This is a genomic window from Alteriqipengyuania abyssalis (assembly GCF_019857185.1).
Lineage (GTDB): Bacteria > Pseudomonadota > Alphaproteobacteria > Sphingomonadales > Sphingomonadaceae > Alteriqipengyuania > Alteriqipengyuania abyssalis.
The window spans coordinates 155,561-173,191 of record NZ_JAHWXP010000003.1 but is presented as its reverse complement, the minus strand read 5'-3'; the positions used below and the strand labels follow the sequence as shown (position 1 = coordinate 173,191).

Below are 17,631 nucleotides of genomic sequence, written 5' to 3'. Positions count from 1 at the left end.
GCGCAGACGCTCGGTCTTGAGAGACAAACGCGCGGGGCGGTCGGCTAGTTGCCGGTCGCCCCGCTCGCGTTTTCGGCTGCCGGATTTCCCGCCTCTGGCATCCAGCGGGCGAAATCGGGCGTTGGAATGCTCGCACTGCGCGCCCGCTCGTAGGCAGCGCCTGCCTTCAGCACCTCCCAGTCCTGCCATTTGCCACCGATGATGGAGAGGCCCACCGGCAAGTCCTCGATCGCGCCCATCGGCACGGTCAGGTGCGGATAGCCCGCGATCGCAGCCGGGCTGCCGAAGCCGATGCTGCCGTTGAAATTGTCGCCATTGACCAGATCGCTGACCCAGGCCGGGCCCCGCGTCGGCGCGACCAGGAATTGCACGTCGTACTCGGCCAGCAGCCGGTCGATGGTCTGCTCGCCTGCCAGGTGGACCGCGTTCTCGCGCGCCGCCTCATAAGCTTTGCGGTCGGTCGCGGTCTCCGCCAGTTCGAAGATGCCCTGGCCGAACCAGCGCATCTCGGCGTGCTGGTGCCGCTCGTTGAAGGCGATCAGATCGGCGAGGCTGCGCGGTGTCATCTTCTCGCGTCCACCGATCGGCGGGATCGAGGCGAGGTATTGGCCCATCCCCTCGCGCAGCTCGAACAGCAGCACCTGAAAACTGTCGCGCGACAGTTCCTCGTTCGGCTCGAACTCGATATCGACCAGCGTTGCGCCTGCCGCCTCCAGATCGGCCAGCGCGGTGTCGAACACTGCGCGCAGGTCGGCCCGGTCGCCTGCCTGCTTACGCATCACTCCGATCCGCACGCCATTCAGGGAGGCATCGGGCAGCCCTGCGGCAAAATCGCGCTTGTAGCGGTCCGCCTCCGCAGTCGCAGGATCTGCCGGATCGCTGCCCGCGATTGCGGTCAGCAGCATGGCGGCATCGGTCACGCTGCGCGCCATCGGCCCCGCAGTGTCCTGCGTGCTGGAGATTGGCACCACATAGGTCCGGCTGACCAGCCCTACGGTCGGCTTGAACCCGACTACGCCATTGATGCTGGCAGGGCAGGTGATCGACCCGTTGGTCTCTGTCCCGATTGCGGCCCATGCGAAGCCTGCGGCAACCGCTGCTGCGCTGCCCGAGGATGATCCGCAGGTATTGCGATCGATCGCGTGGGGATTGCGGGTGAGACCGCCCACCGCGCTCCACCCGCTGGTGGAGTTGAAATCGCGGATATTGGCCCATTCGGAAAGGTTGGTCTTGCCCAGCACCACTCCGCCTGCGTCGCGCAGGTTTGCGATCAGCGGCGCGTCGCGGCGGGTCATGTTGCCCGCGAGCGCAAGGCTGCCGGCGGTGGTCGCAAATTCGCGGGTCTCGATATTGTCCTTCACCAGCACGGTGCGGCCTTCGAGAGGGCGTTCGGTCATCGTAACGGCAACTGCGGCAGCGTCGGGATTGAAGGCGATGACGGCGTTGAGCATCGGCCCCGCATCATCCAGCGTCCTGATTCGGGCAATCTGCGCGTTTGTGTCGACAATCGCGCTGGGCGGCATTTCCTGGACGACGATCACGTCGTCGGCGCTCTCTGCCTCATGTGCGAACGACGGCGATGCAGCGACAATGGCGAGCGCGAGTACCGCGAGCGAGGTGTATGTCTTCATGGGGCGCGATGCTGCGTCAGCACCGCGCGCCCGTCAATTGTCTGTGCGGATTACCCGAAGGTCACTTCCTTGGCATTGTTGATCACCGTGCCGAGAATCCCGTAATCCTTCGCCTCTTCGGTGTTCATCCAGAAATCGCGGTCGATATCCTTGAGCACCTTTTCGAAGGGCTGGCCGGTCGCATCCGAGATCTTGTGCGCGATACGCTCGCGCATCTTGACGATTTCCTTGGCCTGGATCGCGATGTCGCTGGCCATGCCGCGCGCACCGCCCGAGGGCTGGTGGATCAGGAAGCGGGTGTTGGGCAGGCAGAAACGGCGCTCTGCCGGAACGCTCAAGAAGATGTGCGTCGCGATGCTGGCGACCCATCCGGTGCCGATCATGGCGACGGGGGAGGCGATGAAGCTGATCAGATCGTGGATCGTGTCGCCCGATTCGACGTGGCCGCCCGGCGAATTGACGATCACGCGGATCGGTTCGTGGCTGACATGGTCGAGATAGAGCAGCTGCATCGAAATGCGCTCCGCCATCTTCTGGTCGACGCCGCCGAAGATCAGCACGGTACGCGCATCGAGGAACTTGTTCATCATCGCCGCGCCGGCGTTGGAGATGTCCTTGTCCGTCTCTTCCTCGTCATCGGCGCGGAAGGGGATGGGGTTGCTGGGCATCGTCATAAATCAGGCTCCTTGGGCGCATCGCCATCAAGAATTGGGCACTGCGCATGTTGTTGCGGCACAACTGGCGCGCGCGGGCTTTCCATTCAAGCCTTGATGATGAAAGGATGAGACCAGATATAGGCGGCCAAGACAGATAAGGACCCTTCATGCAATTCGACGAATCCGGCTATTTCCGCGACCCCGCAACCGGCGCGCTGGTGCCCGTGGTGGTCGAACAGACCAGTCGCGGCGAACGCAGCTTCGATATTTTCAGCCGCCTGCTGCGCGAACGGATCGTGTTCCTCACCGGCCCGGTGGAAGATGGCATGGCCAGCCTCGCAGTGGCGCAGCTGCTGTTTCTCGAGAGTGAGAACCCGTCCAAGCCGATCAGCATGTACATCAACTCGCCCGGCGGGGTGGTGACGGCCGGGATGGCGATCCACGACACCATGCAGTACATCCAGCCGCGCATTTCCACGGTGTGCGTGGGCCAGGCCGCGTCAATGGGCAGCTTCCTGCTGGCCGCTGGGGAGCCCGGCATGCGGATCGCGCTGCCCAATGCGCGGATCATGATTCACCAGCCTTCGGGCGGCGCGCAGGGCATGGCCTCGGACATCGAGATCCAGGCGCGCGAGATCCTGCGCATTCGCAAGAACATGAACGAGCTCTACGCCAAGTACACCGGCCAGCCGCTGGAGAAGATCGAGGAAGCGATGGATCGCGATACCTTCCTCGATGCGCAGGAAGCCATGAAGTTCGGCCTCGTCGACAAGGTCTTCGAAAGCCGTCCGCAGGGCGATTCGGGCGACGACTCGAGCAGCGAACCCGAAGGATCGGGCGGGGCACCGGCCTGACGGTCCACTTGCCATCCCGGCGCTTGCGTGGCCCCAAGGCCACAAGGCTCTGAAAATGAGGGCGTAAATTTACGCGGGGGCTGTCTTCAGCCCTTCGCAAGGCGATTCGTGCGACACATGCCTAGGTTGCATTGGCGTGCGCGAAAGTTACATTCGTAAGGTTCTCCGCAGCTGCGGGGATTCGAGGATACCAGGATTATGAGTAAATTGAGCGGAACGGATAGCAAAAGCACGCTGTACTGCAGCTTCTGCGGCAAATCGCAGCATGAGGTGCGCAAGCTGATCGCCGGGCCGACCGTTTTCATCTGCGATGAGTGTGTCGAGCTGTGCAACGACATCATTCGCGAGGAAACCAAGGCCGGGCTGACCGGGCGCAAGGAAGGCGAAGTGCCGACCCCGTCCGAGATCTGCGCCACGCTCAACGATTACGTGATCGGTCAGGAACGCGCCAAGCGCGTGCTCTCGGTCGCGGTGCACAACCACTACAAGCGGCTGAAGCACGCAGGGAAACAGGGCGACGTCGAACTAGCGAAGTCCAACATCCTGCTGGTCGGGCCGACCGGTTCGGGCAAGACGCTGCTCGCGCAGACGCTGGCGCGCACCTTCGACGTGCCCTTCACCATGGCCGACGCCACCACGCTGACCGAAGCGGGCTACGTGGGCGAGGATGTGGAGAACATCATCCTCAAGCTGCTGCAGGCGAGCGACTACAACGTCGAAAAGGCCCAGCACGGCATCGTCTACATCGACGAGATCGACAAGATCACGCGCAAGGCCGAGAACCCCTCCATCACCCGCGACGTGTCGGGTGAGGGCGTGCAGCAGGCACTGCTCAAGCTGATGGAAGGCACCACCGCCAGCGTTCCGCCGCAGGGCGGGCGCAAGCATCCGCAGCAGGAATTCCTGCAGGTCGACACCACGAACATCCTGTTCATCTGCGGCGGTGCCTTCGCCGGGCTCGACAAGATCATCGGCGACCGGTTGCAGAAGCGCTCGATCGGTTTCGGCGCACATGTCGCCGACCCGGACAAGCGCCGGATCGGCGAACTGCTCGAAAAGAGCGAGCCGGAAGATCTGCTCAAGTTCGGGCTGATCCCCGAATTCGTCGGCCGCCTGCCGGTGATCGCCTCGCTGCACGACCTCGATGTCGATGCGCTGGTCACGATCCTGCAGGAGCCCAAGAACGCGATCGTCAAGCAGTATGCCAAGCTGTTCGAGCTGGAAGGCGTGGAACTGACCTTCAACGATGACGCGCTGCGCGCGATTGCCGAGCGTGCGATCAAGCGCAAGACCGGTGCCCGTGGCCTGCGCTCGATCGTCGAGGGCCTGCTGCTCGACACGATGTACGACCTGCCCGATCTGGAAGGCTGCAACGAAGTCGTGATCGACAAGGACGTGGTCGAAGGCCGCAAGGAACCGATCCGCGTGTTCGACGGCGAAGGCAGCAAGCGCACCGCGTCGGACGCGGCATAGGATTGCAGACTTGGATGGGCGCTCTGATAGCTTCGGTTGTCTTCGCGCTCGTCTGCTGTCTCGCAACCTTCGTTCTGGCGCGCCGGGCTGATCGACGCCTGGCGCGCTTCGATCGCATTCCCTGGCAGTTCTCGCTTGCTGGCGAGCCGACCTATTTCGGTCCGCGCGGAGTGTTTCTCTATTTCACGCCCTGGCTCGGAGTCCTGCTCCTGGGCCTGACGGGCCTCTCGCTCGCCTTCCTTCCCGCCAATGGAAACCCTGCGGTGGCCTTCCTTGCGATCGGTGCGTTCTGTCCCGCGCTGCAGCTGCTGCTGATCTGGCTTGTCGAACGCTGGGCGCGGACGCAGCACCGCCCGTAGCCAAGACCGGCCCAGTACCGAAAACCGGCAAAGAAAAACCCCGCCCGGCAGGAGGTAGTGCCGGGCGGGGCCCTGGTGCGACACCGGTGCTGGATAGCGGGGGTGCGCTTTCCGGTGCCGCTAGGGGAGGAAGAGGATCAGTTCGGCATCGATACCGTGTCGGTCACGTGGATCACGCCGTTGGACTGGAACACGTCGGCCTGCGTGACGGTAGCCATGCCGCCCTTTTCATCGACCAGCACGACCTTGCCGCCCATCATCTTCGCGGTCAGCGTGCCGCCTTCCACGGTGGTCAGCTTGGCCATCCCGCCGCCCTGCCTGATCTTCATCATGAGGTCTTCAGCGGATACGCGACCGGGGACCACGTGGTAGGTCAGGATCTTGGTCAGCATCGCCTTGTTCTCGGGCTTCAGCAGCGTGTCGACCGTGCCCGCAGGCAGCTTGGCAAAGGCGGCGTTGGTCGGCGCGAACACGGTGAAGGGGCCGGGGCCGGACAGCGTGTCGACCAGACCGGCGGCCTTCACTGCGGCGACCAGAGTGGTGTGATCCTTCGAATTGACGGCGTTTTCGATGATATTGCGCGTCGGATACATCGCCGCACCGCCCACCATCACCGTCGTATCGGCACTTGCGCTGGCCATCTGACCGTCGTCCATATCGTAGGAAGCGCATGCGCCCAGCAGGGCAGCACTGGCAGCAAGCATCAGGGCAGCTTGGGTTTTCTTGGCGAACATCGTCGATCTCCTCATTTCCGTTTTCCCGTCGGTGAGGAGTTACGAGGCGGCTCGCGCCACGGATGCAGCGCGAGCCGGAAATCTTTTTGTGCTCAGGTTTTCGCCAGAGTTCCTTGGGCCACCACCGGCCCCGGCGCGGACTTGTCCGGCGCGCCGCCGAGCGGTTCCTGGCTGAGCAGGATCTGCGCACCCTGCCGCATCGAGCGGGCAAGCGCAGGGTCGAGCGACACGCGTTCCTGCGTGCCCGGCGCGACCACGCCCAGCGATCGCGGCTGTGCGCCTTCGCCCGGCGGAATCAGCCACAGCTCGTGATCGTGAGCCCCGTCTGCGGTCAGGCCATCGGCGGCGACCAGCAGTTCCTCCCGCTCGGGCAGGAAGGTCAGGCCGATGCGCAGCGGGGTGTCGGCAATCGGGATCGAGGCGACCAGTGGCGGCGCATCGGTCGCGGGAGCAGGCGTGTTGCCTAGGGGCACGAACAGCAGGGCGACCGCAGCAACCGCTGCGACCGCGCTGCCCGCAGCGATCCGCTGCCACACCGCGACCCGGCGCTGGAGCAGAACCACGGGGCTGGGTGCCTCGTCCCGCTCCTCCAGCTCGCCTGCTATCCGGCTCCACACCTCGGGCGAAGGGGCGGCGTGCGCAGGTTCGTCCAGCAGCGGAGCCAGCCGCGTCTCCCATTGCGCAACCAGCCCGGCAAACGCAGTCTCGCGCGCCATGCGACCGCGCACGGCGAGCAGGTCTTCGCCTTCCAGCAGACCCATCGCGTATTCCGCAGCGAGCAGGTCTTCGCCGGAGAGTTCTGGCATATCGTGTCCGGGCGTGCTCACTCACCGCCCTCCATGCAGGTGCGCAGCTTCAGCAGGCCGCGCCGGATCCAGCTTTTCATCGTCCCCAGCGGCACTGCGTTGCGCTCCGCCAGCTCGGCATAGGTGCGCCCTTCGAGGAAGGCGGTGCGGATTGCCCCGCGCTGCGGCTCGTCGAGCGTGTCTAGGCAGGCGTGGACCCGCGCGGTCCGCTCCGCATCGATCAGCAGATCGTCGGCGGACGGGTCGCCATCGGGCAGCTCTGCCGCCGCTTCCACGGGCACCGCGCCGCGCCGCACCTTGCCGGTACGCAGCCGGTCGACCGCGCGGTTGCGCGCGAAGGTTGCCAGCCACGCGATCGGACTGGCGCGCTTCGCGTCGTAGCGGGCGGCATTGCGCCAGAGGGTGATGTAAACGTCCTGCAAGGCGTCTTCGGCTTCTTTCCTGTCTCCCAAGATACGCAGGCAAATGCCGAAAAGCTTCACGCTGGTGAGGCGATAGACCACTTCGAGCGCATCCCGGTCGCCCTTCGACAGGCGGAGCATGGCCGCCTTCAGCTGCTCACGGCGTTCTGGGCTGGCCGGTGTCATTGCGGCGAGGCAGAGGACTGGTGGTTCAAAAGTTCGCTCACGGTGACGATGTCATATCCGCGATCGCGCAACTGGGCCAGAATCATCGGCAGGGCTTCGCGCGCGGTCGCATTGCCGCGATACATCGGGTGGATCAGGATGATCGATCCGGGGCGCACCCGCTCCACGATGTCGCGTGCGTAGTCCGCCGGTTCGGGGAACTCTTCGGCCCGGTCAGCGACATCCCAGGTGATCGTCTTCAACCCCGCCCGCTCCACCTCCAGCGGCAGGCCCGCCAGCTTGCGGCCATAGGGCGGGCGAAACAGGTCGCTGTCCGATCCGACGGCCCGCAGCAGCTGACCGGTTGAGTCCAGCTCCCCGCGATAGAACGCTCGGGACCGGCCGACATTGCGCTGGTGGCTGTAAGTGTGGTTGCCCAGTTCGTGACCCGCAGCAAGGATCTGGCGCGCGGCCTGCGGGTGACGTTTCAGGTCTTCACCGATCAGGAAGAAGGTGGCCCTGGCATCGTACCGGTCGAGAATCGGCAAAATGGCAGCCACGCCCTGCGGCGTCGGGCCATCGTCGAAGGTCAGGGCGACGATCTTGTCATCGGTCTCGACCCGGCAGGTCAGATCGCCGATAAGTTGCAAGCACGGGGCTTTGGAGAGGCTGTTGAGGCCGACCAGCAGGGCCAGGACGGCGACGATTCCCACACCGCCCCCGACAACAAGCTTTCTTCCCATCAACACCCACCCTCGCAGTTGCGCGTCCGCTCGATCTGCAAGGTGGTATGGCCGATCTTGTGCTCATGGGCGAGCCGCTGTGCGACCAAGGCGAGGAACGCGTCGCCCGGATGGCCCTCCGGCATCACCAGATGCGCGGTCAGCGCGGTTTCGGTGGTCGACATCGGCCAGATATGCAGGTCGTGCACCTCGGTGACGCCGGGCTCGCTTTCCAGCGTGGCGCGCACTGCGGATTCGTCTACCCCTTCGGGAACGGCGTTGAGCCCCAGCTTCAGGCTGTCGCGCGCGAGGCCCCAGGTGCCCCAGCCGATCACAGCGAGGATCACGAGGCTGGTGACGGGATCGAGCCACACCGCGCCGGTCAGCAGGATCGCTACCCCGGCTATCACTACGCCGACCGAGACCAGCGCATCCGCCGCCATGTGCAGGAACGCGCCCTGGATGTTGAGATCGTCCTTGCGTCCGCTGACGAACAGCAGCGCGGTCGCGGTGTTGATGACGATGCCCACGCCGGCGACCCAGATCATCGTCCAGCCTTCCGGCTCCACCGGGTTCATCAGCCGGTCGACCGTCTCGAACAGGATCGCGCCGATGGCGATCATGAGCAGCGCGGCATTGGCCAGCGCGGCGAGGATCGTGGAGCTTTTAAGGCCGTAGGTGAAGCGCGGGGAGGGCGGCCGCTTGGCCGCCGCGCTCGCCCCCCAGGCGATCAGCAGGCCAAGGACGTCCGACAGGTTATGGCCCGCATCCGCGACCAGCGCCATCGAGCCCGAGATATAGCCGAAGCTCGCCTCGACCACGACGAACACGGTGTTGAGCGCAACCCCGATCGCGAAGGCGCGCCCGAAATCGGCTGGCGCGTGGGAATGGCCGTGCCCGTGCCCGTGCGCATGGTCGTGAGAATGATCGTGACCCATCGATCGATTGCCCTTCTGCCGGCCCCTGTCTGCCAAGGGCGGACTAGGCGGAGCTTTCGCCTTCAAGCAAGAAAAATCTCGCAAAATCAGCTAGATATGGAATATCATTCGACAAGATCGAAGAACCCGCAGGGACGCCGAAAGCGCCCAAGTCGCTGAAAGTGCCAGCTATTCGCGGGCCGCTATTGATAGACACACGAGTCCAGCCCTTCGCGCGCCATGGTGCCGATCGCGCGCGCGGTCCGGTCGCCGTGGCGGCGCAGCCAGCCTTGCGGGTTCTTGACCTCGCGCTTCTTAGGGCTGGGCAGGGCGACCGCCATACGCGCCGCCTCGCTATTGCTCAGCCGGTCGGCACCGTGGCCGAAATAGCGGAGCGATCCGGCTTGCGCGCCATAGGTGCCGATGCCCGTCTCGGCGACGTTGAGGTACACCTCCATGATCCGCCGCTTGGTCCACAGCCGCTCGATCAGCACGGTGAACCACGCCTCCAGCCCCTTGCGGAAGAAACCGCCGCCCTGCCAAAGGAACACGTTCTTGGCGGTCTGCTGGCTGATCGTGGAGCCGCCGCGCAGCTTGCCGCCCTTCATGTTGTTCTCCATCGCGGCCTGCAGCGCGGCGTAGTCGAACCCGTTGTGCTCGCAGAAATTCTGGTCCTCCGACGCGATCACCGCGCGTACCAGGCTGCGGTCGATATCGTCGAGGCTGCGCCAGTCCTTGGTGTAGCCGTTTTCGTCCATGATCATCGTCCAGGTGACGGGCACGGGCACGAAACGGAAGGCGAGCGTCAGGAACAGGCTCAGCCCGATGAAGGTCGCGATCAGCGCGGTCAGGATCTGGAAGGCACGGAAAAACACGACCGGCTATCTAGAGGCTGCGCCGCGAGGCGACAATCACCCGCGTTCGCGCGGCCGGCAAATCCGCATCGACCCCTCCCGCGGCGGCGCGCGCGACCTACATGGCAGGTCAGCAATCCATGAAAGGCGAGCGTGCTATGAAACTATCGGGCAACACCATCCTCATCACCGGCGGCGGCAGTGGCATCGGGCGCGAGCTTGCCCGCCGCTGGCACGATCTGGGCAACACGGTGATCGTCGCCGGGCGCACGCGCGATGCCCGGGAGGAGACCGCACAGGGCTACGACAACATCCACGCGATGACGCTCGACGTGGCGCAGCCGGGCGAGGTGGAGCGCTTTGCGAAGGAAGTGGTCGAACGCTTCCCCGAGCTCAACGCGGTGTTCAACAATGCCGGGATCATGAAGTACGAGGACATCACCGCCTCGCGCGATCTCGGCGATGCCACTGCGGAAGTGACGATCAACCTGCTCGGTCCGATCCGGTTGACCGATGCGCTGGTCGACCATCTCAAGACCCGCGACAACCCGGTCATCGTCAACGTCACCTCGGGCCTCGCCTTCGTGCCGCAGCCCAAGGCCGCGACCTATTCCGCGACCAAGGCGGCGCTGCACAGCTACACGCTGTCGCTGCGCCAGCAGCTCAAGGGCAGCATCGAGGTGATCGAGCTGGTCCCGCCGGGCGTGCAGACCGAGCTGACTCCGGGGCAGTCGGAGCGTGAGGGGTACATGCCGCTCGACGCCTATATCGAAGAGGTGATGACGCTGTTCCAGCAGCAGCCGACGCCTGAGGAAGTGTGCGTCGAGTTCGTCCGCCCGTTCCGTAATGCGGAGAAGGACGGCAAGGTCGGCGAGTTCATGGAAATGCTCGCCAACCGCTGACACGAAAAACGCCGCCCTGCACGATGGCGGGGCGGCGTCTTTTCGGGTTCAGCGATGCGAGAGCGTCAGGCCGCGACGGGCATCAGCTTCTCGCTCGCGATGCGCTGCATCGCCTTCTGCAGCTTCTCGAACGCGCGCACCTCGATCTGGCGGATGCGTTCGCGCGACACGTCGTAGACCTTGCTCAGCTCTTCGAGCGTCTGCGGGTCTTCGGTCAGTCGGCGTTCGGTCAGGATGTGCTTCTCGCGATCGTTGAGCGACTCCATAGCTTCCAGCAGCATGGCGTGGCGCACCTGCGCCTCCTGCGTGTCGGCGGTGGTTTCGTCCTGCAGCGGGCGATCGTCGGTCAGCCAGTCCTGCCACTGGCTGGCGTTTTCCTCGTCCCCGCGCATCGACACGTTGAGCGAGCTGTCGCCGCCCATCAGCATCCGGCGGTTCATGTTGATCACTTCCTGCTCGGGCACGCCGAGGTCGGTTGCGATCTTGGTCACGTCATCCGGATGGAGGTCGGTGTCCTCGTAGGCGTCGAGATTGCGCTTCATCCGCCGCAGGTTGAAGAACAGCTTCTTCTGCGCGGCGGTGGTGCCCATCTTCACCAGGCTCCACGAGCGCAGGATATATTCCTGGATGCTCGCCTTGATCCACCACATCGCATAGGTCGCGAGGCGGAAACCGCGATCGGGCTCGAACTTCTTGACGCCCTGCATCAGGCCGACGTTCCCTTCGGAAATCAGGTCGGACACGGGCAGCCCATAGCCGCGGTACCCCATCGCGATCTTCGCGACGAGCCGCAGATGGCTCGAGACCAGCTGGGCCGCAGCCTCGGGGTCTTCGTGCTCTTCGTACCGCTTGGCGAGCATGTATTCTTGCTCTGCCGTCAGCACGGGGAATTTCTTGATTTCCGACAAATAGCGGTTGAGGCTTTGCTCGCCGCCGAGGGCCGGAATGGCTACTGCCTTGCTTTTACTCACTTCGTCCCTAACCTTTCTGTGTCAGCCCATCCCCCCGTTTGGGCCCCGAACCCCTGCTGGGCATTCGGGATGCTTGGGCCACACGTCTTCATATAGGCCACTTCCCGGAATTTTTCGAGTTGTGTTCATCGATTTCAACGAGCGATTTCGTCGATCAGTTCCCCTATGTCCCGGGGCAAGTCGGCCTGAAATTCGAGCCGTTCGCCGGTCGCGGGATGGATGAAGCCGACGCTGGCGGCGTGGAGCGCCTGCCGGCGGAAGCCCAATTTCTCGAGGATTGGCCGCAAGGCCTTGGGATCGCGTCCATATTGCGGGTCCCCCAATAGCGGATGACCGATTGACGCACAGTGAACGCGCACCTGGTGGGTGCGCCCGGTCTCCAGCCGGCATTCAAGAATGCTTGCGACACCGAAAGTTTTGGTTGTGCGATAATGCGTCACCGCGTGCTTCCCGCGGGTCGATTGGGGGTCGAGCACGGCCATTTTCTTGCGATCGCGGTCCGACCGGCCGAGGCGTGCGTCGATCGTCCCTTCGGGGGGCCGTGGCTGGCCTGCGCACACCGCGACATAGCGGCGCGAAATGCTGTGATCGGCGAACTGCCGCGTCAGCCCCTCGTGCGCGGCGTCGGTCTTGGCGACCACCAGCAGGCCGGAGGTATCCTTGTCGATCCGGTGGACGATCCCGGGCCGCTCGACCCCGTTGATGCCCGAAAGCTGAGCCCGGCAATGGTGCAGCAGCGCATTGACCAGCGTACCGTCGCGATTGCCCGCCGCCGGGTGGACCACCATCCCCGCAGGCTTGTCGACCACAATCAGATGTTCGTCCTCGTAGGCTACGACCAGCGGAATATCCTGCGGCTCCGCCTCCAGCGGGGTGGGGGCGGGCAGGGCGATGGTGAAGGGCGTTCCCGCTGCAACCTTGGCGGAAGGCGAAGTGGCGACCCTGCCGCCCACGCTCACCTGCCCATCCGCGATCAGCCCCTTGATCCGCTCCCGCGAAAGATCGGTGGCATCGGCCAGCGCCTTGTCGAGGCGGGCGGGGGCGGGGATGGTGCCGGTGAGGGTTTCACTCATGGTTGCCCCCATACCGTTCGCACCGGACTTGTCGAAGGGCGAACATAGCGCGGCGTCCGCGGTTCGACAGGCTCACCACGAACGGGCAGCGGCATGCCCCTCCCCGACCGTTCGTCCTGAGCTTGTCGAAGGGCGAACTGGCACTACACTCGCGGAATGCGTTTCTTCGTTTACATCCTGCGATGTGCGGACGGGTCTTACTATACCGGGCATACCGATAACCTTGAGATCAGGATGGCCGAGCATAAGGCGGGCCAAGGTTCGCAATGGACGAAAAGACGCTTGCCGGTCGAGCATTTGTGGTCGCAGGAATTCGTGACGCGCGAGGAAGCACTGGCTTCTGAGCGCCGAGTCAAGGGGTGGTCGAGAGCGAAGAAAGAAGCGCTGATTGCTGGCCGGTGGGATGAAGTTTCGCGATTGGCGAAATCGCGCTCTCCATTCGCCCTTCGACAGGCTCAGGACGAACGGGTAGGGCTGGCAAGTGAAGGCACAGCACCCAACGAATATATCGATGGGCGAGCGACTATCTCGATAAACGACGAAGCTCTCGACGCTATCGTCTCCCGCGCCGCGCGTGCCCACCCCAGCGAATGCTGCGGGCTGTTGCTAGGCGAAGGCTCTACGATCACGCACGTGCAGCCCACCACCAATGTCCACCCCGATCCATCTCGCCATTTCGAGATCGATCCGCATGCGTTGATCGCCGCGCACAGGGCTGCGCGGGGCGGAGGGCCGCAGGTGATTGGCTATTACCACTCGCACCCTACCGGCGATCCGACCCCGTCCGCCACCGACCGCGCCAGCGCCGCGCATGACGGGCGGGTCTGGGCGATCGTCGCAGGCCGCGAAGTCCGCTTTTTCAGGGATGGGGAAGAGGGATTCGTGGCGCTTTCCTACGCAGTCGCACCGCGCTAGGCAGGCGGCGATGACCAATCGCGCACCCACCGATCCGACGCCGCCCTTTTCACCCGTGAAGCCGGGCAGTTTTTCTCTCCCTGGACTGTGTGTCAGGTGTGTCAGGGCCATGCATGCGGGAGGCCTCGCATGAGCGGTATCGACGAAACCGATTCGCTGCTGCTCGCCAGCCAGCTGTGTTCGCGCCTGTGCCACGACATGCTCAGCCCCGTAGGCGCGCTGACCAACGGGCTGGAGCTGCTCGCGGACGAGAAAGACCCGCAGATGCGCCAGCGCTGTTTCGAGCTGCTGGAGCAGAGCGCGCGGACCAGCGCGGCCAAGCTCAAATTCTTCCGCCTCGCCTTCGGGGCGGCCGGCGGGTTCGGCGAACGGGTGTCGATCGATGAACCCAAGGCGGTGATCGAGACGCTGGCCGCCGATGCCAAGCGGGTCGAGCTCAACTGGGCGATCGAGGCGGCGAGCGTGTCGAAATCCGCCGCCAAGGTGATGCTCAACCTTGCTAATATCGGGCTGGATGCGCTGGTGCGCGGCGGCACGCTGGATGTGGGGATCGAGGTCCGCGACGACGCGACCGAGATCGTTGTCCGCGCAGCGGGCGCCAAGATCGCCTTCGATCCGCTGATCGGGGAGGCGCTGGGCGGCCGGATGGACCCCGCCGAGCTGACCGGCCGCACCGCGCCCGCGCATCTGCTGGCGATACTGGCGGACAGGCAGGGCGGTCTGATCCAGACCCATGCGGATGCGGGCACGCTGCTGATGGGCGCGACGCTGCCCAATATGGGATCCGATACCGGGCTCAACCCTCCAGAGTATGCGGGATGAGCGGGGCGGAGCACGACGGCGGCGGGATGGACGAACTGGTCCACGCAGAGCGGCTGTCCCCCAATTACGACGAGCGTACGGCGCCCGTCTCGATGGTCGTGCTCCACTATACCGAGATGGCAGGTGCGGACGCCGCGATCGAGCGGCTGACCGACCCGGAAGCCAAGGTTTCCGCGCATTACATCATCAGCGAAGCGGGTGAGGTGACCCGCCTGGTGCCCGAGGATAAGCGCGCGTGGCACGCGGGCGTCTCATACTGGCGGGGCGAGACCGATGTGAACGCGGTCAGCGTCGGGATCGAGCTCGACCATCCGGGCCATGCCTATGGCTACCGCGAATTCGCCGATGCGCAGATCGCCGCGCTGGTGCCCCTGCTGGCGGGGATCGTGGAGCGTTACGACATCCCGCGCGCCAATGTGGTCGGCCATTCGGACGTTGCTCCGCAGCGCAAGACCGACCCCGGCGAGCTGTTCCCGTGGGCGCGGATTGCGAAGCTGGGCCTGTGCCTGCCGCGCCCGACGAAGCTGGAGCTGGGCGATCCGTTCGACAATGACGGGGCGTTCTACCTCGCGCTGGAGCGGTTCGGCTATGACATCAGCGACGGGCGCAAGGTGGTCGAGGCGTTCCAGCGGCGCTGGCGGCCCGAGCTCATCAATGGCGAGATCGACGGGGAAATCCGCGCGATCCTGTTCCAGCTGCTGCTCGACCGCGACCGGGGGCTGGCGCGCTAGTCAGGCGCTGTGGTCTATCTATTCGCGATTTGAGCGCTATATCGGCCGCGCCAGGAGGCCGGGCAGCCGCGGGTATGCAAATACGCGAGGAAAGTCCGGGCTCCACGAAGTAAGGGTGGCGGGTAATGCCCGCCGTGGGCGACCACAGGGAAAGTGCCACAGAGAGCAAACCGCCGACGTTCCTGCACAGGAGCGGGCAAGGGTGAAAGGGTGCGGTAAGAGCGCACCGGGGGCCTGGTAACAGGACCCGTCATGGCAAACCCCACCCGGAGCAAGGCCGAATAGGGACCCCGCGCCATTCGTGGCAGGAGCGCTTCGCTCTTGAGGGTCCGGGTTGGCTGCTCGAACCGTCTGGCAACAGGCGGTCTAGATGAATGGCTGCCACCCGTCGCAAGACGGGTACAGAACCCGGCTTACAGGCCTCCTGGCACCGCCTGCTCCGGCGCGCTATTCGCGTCCGACGCTGGTGTACTCGAACCCCGCCTCGCGCATGTCGGAAGGCTTGTAGATGTTGCGCAGGTCGACCAGCATGGGCGCCTTGGCCAGCTGCTTGACCCGGTTGAGGTCGAGCGCGCGGAACACGTTCCACTCGGTCACGATGACGACCGCATCGGCACCCTCGATCGCGGCGTAGGGATCGTCCTTCATCTCGACCTCGGGCATCAGCGGACGGGCCTGCTCCATCCCTTCCGGGTCGTAGGCCGCGACGGAAACCCCGGCATCGACCAGCGCCTGGGCGACGCCGATCGCGGGGGAATCGCGCATGTCGTCGGTATTGGGCTTGAAGGTCAGGCCCAGCATCGCGACCCGCTTGCCTCGTGCCGCATCGAGACCTCCGAGTGCGTCGATCACCTTGCGGCCCATCGCGCGTTTGCGGGTGTCGTTGACCTTCACCACCGCCTCGACGATCCGCACAGGGCTCTCGTAGTCCTCGGCGGTCTTGAGCAGCGCGAGCGTATCCTTGGGGAAGCACGAGCCCCCATAGCCGGGCCCGGCGTGAAGGAACTTGGAGCCGATCCGGTTGTCCATCCCGATTCCGCGGGCAACGTCCTGCACGTTCGCGCCGACCTTCTCGCACAGGTCGGAGATCTCGTTGATGAAGGTGATCTTGGTCGCGAGGAAGGCGTTGGCGGCGTACTTGATCAGCTCGCTGGTGCGCCGCCCGACGAACAGGATCGGCGATTCGTTGAGGAACAGCGGACGATAGACTTCGTGCATCACCTCGCGCCCGAAATCGTCCTCGGCCCCGATCACGATCCGGTCGGGCCGCTTGAAATCGCCGATTGCGGCACCTTCGCGCAGGAATTCGGGGTTGGAGACCACCGCCACCTTCAGCCCGCGCTCGGTCACGGCGGGGCTTTGCGAGAGGATCCTCTCGACCTCGTCGCCGGTGCCCACGGGCACGGTCGACTTGGTCACCACGACCGCGTCGTTGGTCAGCGATTCGCCGATCTCGCGCGCGACGGCGTAGACGAAGGAGAGGTCTGCATGGCCATCGCCCCGGCGGCTGGGTGTGCCGACCGCGATGAAGATCGCGCCGGCACCGGCAATGCCCTCGGCCAGATCGGTGGTGAAGGACAGGCGGCCCGCCTTCGCATTCTTGTCGACCAGATCGTCCAGGCCCGGCTCGTAGATCGGCATGACGCCCTCGCGTAGGCGCTGGATCTTGTCCTCGTCCTTGTCGATGCAGACCACGTCATGGCCGAAATCGGCAAAGCAGGCACCCGAGACCAGGCCAACATAGCCCGAGCCAACCATTGCGATTTTCATGGCTTAATCATCCCATTGTTCGATCGCGATATCTCCGTCGCGATCGACTGCCTGAATATAGCGGCGCGTTTCACCGTCGAGCACAAGCGCGGTCAGGCGCCCGTAGCGGAAAGCACCGGTGTCGATGCCGATGCGGTTGGGCCGCTGTTCGACATCCTCGAAGATCGTATGTCCGTGGACGATGACTTTTTCGAACGGTTCGCCGTGCGCGAGAAAGCGTTCGCGAATCCACAGCAGATCCTTGCGCTTCTGCTCGTCCAGCGCCTGTTTCGGATTAACCCCTGCGTGGACGAAGGCGTAATCGCCGGCGACGATGATCTCTTCGAAGCTGGCCAGAAAATCGCGATGTTTCTTCGGCACGAGCGTGTGGAGCCGCTTGCGCAGCTGATCCACTTCCAGATCGTTGTACTCGGCTTTGGAGATCCCGTAGCTCAGGATCGTCTCGCGCCCGCCATGCTTGAGGAAGTGCTTGAGCACCTCGCGATCCTCGAAGCTTTCGAGAAACATTTCCTCGTGATTGCCGGCCAGATAGCGGACCTTGCGCCGCTTGCCCCAGGCACGAGCGGTGTCGATCACCTGCGCGCTGCCGGGCCCCCGGTCGACCAGATCGCCCAGCAGAACCACCGTGGTCTTCGCCTCGGGTGCCTGGGCATCGTCCGCCTCGATCGCTTCGATCAGCGCTTCGAACAGCCGATCGCACCCGTGGATGTCGCCGATCGCGTAGAAGCGCTCGCCCGGAGGCGTAGAGGCGCTGGGGGCCGCTGGCGCTTTGCGAAAGAGGGTACGAAGGGGGTTTAGCATCGCTTTATCGGTAATGGTGAACGCGATCGCGAGCGCGCGCCTTGTGCCGTGCCCGGATGGGCCGCGAGATAGGC

Annotated in this window: 19 protein-coding genes and 1 other RNA gene; 8 read left to right on the top strand and 12 right to left on the bottom strand. The window is 64.7% G+C overall.

Features of this window, described 5'->3' with window-relative positions; genetic code table 11:
* Window positions 1-44: 44 nt before the first annotated feature.
* Both KYN89_RS10710 and KYN89_RS10705 read right to left on the bottom strand, forming a co-directional pair.
* On the bottom strand, window positions 45-1,631 hold the full coding sequence (locus tag KYN89_RS10710) for an amidase (RefSeq protein WP_222825071.1): 1,587 nt from the start codon (window positions 1,629-1,631) through the stop codon (window positions 45-47).
* A 50-nt stretch (window positions 1,632-1,681) separates the two neighbouring features.
* Entirely contained in the window at window positions 1,682-2,305 is a 624-nt protein-coding gene (locus KYN89_RS10705; protein WP_222825070.1) for an ATP-dependent Clp protease proteolytic subunit, read from the bottom strand.
* Between the two features lie 149 nt (window positions 2,306-2,454).
* Between KYN89_RS10705 and KYN89_RS10700 the strand changes: the two genes are divergently transcribed.
* The 3 genes from KYN89_RS10700 to KYN89_RS10690 all read left to right on the top strand — a co-directional run bounded on the left by KYN89_RS10700 (window position 2,455) and on the right by KYN89_RS10690 (window position 4,973).
* A complete protein-coding gene (locus tag KYN89_RS10700) occupies window positions 2,455-3,141 on the top strand; it encodes an ATP-dependent Clp protease proteolytic subunit (protein ID WP_010239071.1) in 687 nt (228 codons plus the stop codon).
* Window positions 3,142-3,339: 198 nt separating this feature from the next.
* A complete protein-coding gene (gene clpX / locus KYN89_RS10695; RefSeq protein ID WP_054524909.1) occupies window positions 3,340-4,614 on the top strand; it encodes an ATP-dependent Clp protease ATP-binding subunit ClpX in 1,275 nt (424 codons plus the stop codon).
* Window positions 4,615-4,628: 14 nt separating this feature from the next.
* On the top strand, window positions 4,629-4,973 hold the full coding sequence (locus KYN89_RS10690; protein WP_222825069.1) for a hypothetical protein: 345 nt from the start codon (window positions 4,629-4,631) through the stop codon (window positions 4,971-4,973).
* Between the two features lie 137 nt (window positions 4,974-5,110).
* Here KYN89_RS10690 and KYN89_RS10685 read toward each other — a convergent pair whose 3' ends face one another.
* From KYN89_RS10685 to mtgA, 6 genes are all read right to left on the bottom strand, one after another.
* Window positions 5,111-5,707 carry a fasciclin domain-containing protein gene (locus KYN89_RS10685; RefSeq protein ID WP_248285178.1) on the bottom strand — a complete coding sequence of 199 codons (597 nt, stop codon included), beginning with the start codon at window positions 5,705-5,707 and terminating at the stop codon, window positions 5,111-5,113.
* A gap of 92 nt (window positions 5,708-5,799) precedes the next feature.
* Window positions 5,800-6,534 carry an anti-sigma factor gene (locus KYN89_RS10680; RefSeq protein WP_346727231.1) on the bottom strand — a complete coding sequence of 245 codons (735 nt, stop codon included), beginning with the start codon at window positions 6,532-6,534 and terminating at the stop codon, window positions 5,800-5,802.
* Entirely contained in the window at window positions 6,531-7,100 is a 570-nt protein-coding gene (locus KYN89_RS10675) for a sigma-70 family RNA polymerase sigma factor (RefSeq protein ID WP_222825068.1), read from the bottom strand. Before KYN89_RS10675 ends, KYN89_RS10680 begins: the two co-directional genes overlap by 4 nt.
* On the bottom strand, window positions 7,097-7,822 hold the full coding sequence (locus KYN89_RS10670) for a polysaccharide deacetylase family protein (protein ID WP_222825067.1): 726 nt from the start codon (window positions 7,820-7,822) through the stop codon (window positions 7,097-7,099). The genes KYN89_RS10675 and KYN89_RS10670 overlap by 4 nt, the downstream gene beginning before the upstream one ends.
* Window positions 7,822-8,739, bottom strand: coding sequence for a cation diffusion facilitator family transporter (locus KYN89_RS10665; protein ID WP_222825066.1), 918 nt, complete (start codon window positions 8,737-8,739; stop codon window positions 7,822-7,824). Before KYN89_RS10665 ends, KYN89_RS10670 begins: the two co-directional genes overlap by 1 nt.
* Before the next feature lie 182 nt (window positions 8,740-8,921).
* Window positions 8,922-9,593 (bottom strand): monofunctional biosynthetic peptidoglycan transglycosylase, encoded by a 672-nt coding sequence (gene mtgA, locus KYN89_RS10660; RefSeq protein ID WP_222825065.1) that lies wholly within the window; start codon window positions 9,591-9,593, stop codon window positions 8,922-8,924.
* A gap of 137 nt (window positions 9,594-9,730) precedes the next feature.
* Between mtgA and KYN89_RS10655 the strand changes: the two genes are divergently transcribed.
* The gene (locus tag KYN89_RS10655) at window positions 9,731-10,474 is read left to right on the top strand and encodes an SDR family oxidoreductase (RefSeq protein ID WP_222825064.1); all 744 of its coding nucleotides are present in this window, start codon (window positions 9,731-9,733) and stop codon (window positions 10,472-10,474) included.
* Window positions 10,475-10,539: 65 nt separating this feature from the next.
* Here the strand turns inward: KYN89_RS10655 and rpoH are convergent, their stop codons facing one another.
* Complete coding sequence (gene rpoH / locus KYN89_RS10650) at window positions 10,540-11,445, bottom strand: RNA polymerase sigma factor RpoH (RefSeq protein WP_222825063.1); 906 nt, start codon at window positions 11,443-11,445, stop codon at window positions 10,540-10,542.
* 134 nt (window positions 11,446-11,579) lie between these two features.
* On the bottom strand, window positions 11,580-12,530 hold the full coding sequence (locus tag KYN89_RS10645; protein ID WP_222825062.1) for an RluA family pseudouridine synthase: 951 nt from the start codon (window positions 12,528-12,530) through the stop codon (window positions 11,580-11,582).
* A 144-nt stretch (window positions 12,531-12,674) separates the two neighbouring features.
* On the opposite strand from KYN89_RS10645, the gene KYN89_RS15490 reads away from it, so the two are divergent.
* The 4 genes from KYN89_RS15490 (at window position 12,675) to rnpB (ending at window position 15,418) form a co-directional block, all read left to right on the top strand.
* A complete protein-coding gene (locus KYN89_RS15490; RefSeq protein ID WP_346727230.1) occupies window positions 12,675-13,433 on the top strand; it encodes a Mov34/MPN/PAD-1 family protein in 759 nt (252 codons plus the stop codon).
* Window positions 13,434-13,562: 129 nt separating this feature from the next.
* Window positions 13,563-14,255 (top strand): histidine phosphotransferase family protein, encoded by a 693-nt coding sequence (locus KYN89_RS10630; RefSeq protein ID WP_222825061.1) that lies wholly within the window; start codon window positions 13,563-13,565, stop codon window positions 14,253-14,255.
* Window positions 14,252-14,986 carry an N-acetylmuramoyl-L-alanine amidase gene (locus KYN89_RS10625; RefSeq protein WP_429699544.1) on the top strand — a complete coding sequence of 245 codons (735 nt, stop codon included), beginning with the start codon at window positions 14,252-14,254 and terminating at the stop codon, window positions 14,984-14,986. The genes KYN89_RS10630 and KYN89_RS10625 overlap by 4 nt, the downstream gene beginning before the upstream one ends.
* A gap of 50 nt (window positions 14,987-15,036) precedes the next feature.
* An RNA gene (gene rnpB, locus KYN89_RS10620) (RNase P RNA component class A) lies at window positions 15,037-15,418 on the top strand.
* A 15-nt stretch (window positions 15,419-15,433) separates the two neighbouring features.
* Here the strand turns inward: rnpB and KYN89_RS10615 are convergent.
* Window positions 15,434-16,756, bottom strand: coding sequence for a UDP-glucose dehydrogenase family protein (locus tag KYN89_RS10615; protein ID WP_222825060.1), 1,323 nt, complete (start codon window positions 16,754-16,756; stop codon window positions 15,434-15,436).
* A gap of 3 nt (window positions 16,757-16,759) precedes the next feature.
* A complete protein-coding gene (locus tag KYN89_RS10610; protein ID WP_222825059.1) occupies window positions 16,760-17,557 on the bottom strand; it encodes a metallophosphoesterase family protein in 798 nt (265 codons plus the stop codon).
* Window positions 17,558-17,631 lie beyond the last annotated feature (74 nt).

Coding starts and splice junctions, on each gene's coding strand:
- KYN89_RS10710 (WP_222825071.1), bottom strand. CDS start 1,631: ATGAAGACATACACCTCGCTCGCGGTACTCGCGCTCGCCATTGTCGCT.
- KYN89_RS10705 (WP_222825070.1), bottom strand. CDS start 2,305: ATGACGATGCCCAGCAACCCCATCCCCTTCCGCGCCGATGACGAGGAA.
- KYN89_RS10700 (WP_010239071.1), top strand. CDS start 2,455: ATGCAATTCGACGAATCCGGCTATTTCCGCGACCCCGCAACCGGCGCG.
- clpX (WP_054524909.1), top strand. CDS start 3,340: ATGAGTAAATTGAGCGGAACGGATAGCAAAAGCACGCTGTACTGCAGC.
- KYN89_RS10690 (WP_222825069.1), top strand. CDS start 4,629: ATGGGCGCTCTGATAGCTTCGGTTGTCTTCGCGCTCGTCTGCTGTCTC.
- KYN89_RS10685 (WP_248285178.1), bottom strand. CDS start 5,707: ATGTTCGCCAAGAAAACCCAAGCTGCCCTGATGCTTGCTGCCAGTGCT.
- KYN89_RS10675 (WP_222825068.1), bottom strand. CDS start 7,100: ATGACACCGGCCAGCCCAGAACGCCGTGAGCAGCTGAAGGCGGCCATG.
- KYN89_RS10670 (WP_222825067.1), bottom strand. CDS start 7,822: ATGGGAAGAAAGCTTGTTGTCGGGGGCGGTGTGGGAATCGTCGCCGTC.
- KYN89_RS10665 (WP_222825066.1), bottom strand. CDS start 8,739: ATGGGTCACGATCATTCTCACGACCATGCGCACGGGCACGGGCACGGC.
- KYN89_RS10655 (WP_222825064.1), top strand. CDS start 9,731: ATGAAACTATCGGGCAACACCATCCTCATCACCGGCGGCGGCAGTGGC.
- KYN89_RS10645 (WP_222825062.1), bottom strand. CDS start 12,530: ATGGGGGCAACCATGAGTGAAACCCTCACCGGCACCATCCCCGCCCCC.
- KYN89_RS15490 (WP_346727230.1), top strand. CDS start 12,675: ATGCGTTTCTTCGTTTACATCCTGCGATGTGCGGACGGGTCTTACTAT.
- KYN89_RS10630 (WP_222825061.1), top strand. CDS start 13,563: ATGAGCGGTATCGACGAAACCGATTCGCTGCTGCTCGCCAGCCAGCTG.
- KYN89_RS10625 (WP_429699544.1), top strand. CDS start 14,252: ATGAGCGGGGCGGAGCACGACGGCGGCGGGATGGACGAACTGGTCCAC.
- KYN89_RS10615 (WP_222825060.1), bottom strand. CDS start 16,756: ATGAAAATCGCAATGGTTGGCTCGGGCTATGTTGGCCTGGTCTCGGGT.
- KYN89_RS10610 (WP_222825059.1), bottom strand. CDS start 17,557: ATGCTAAACCCCCTTCGTACCCTCTTTCGCAAAGCGCCAGCGGCCCCC.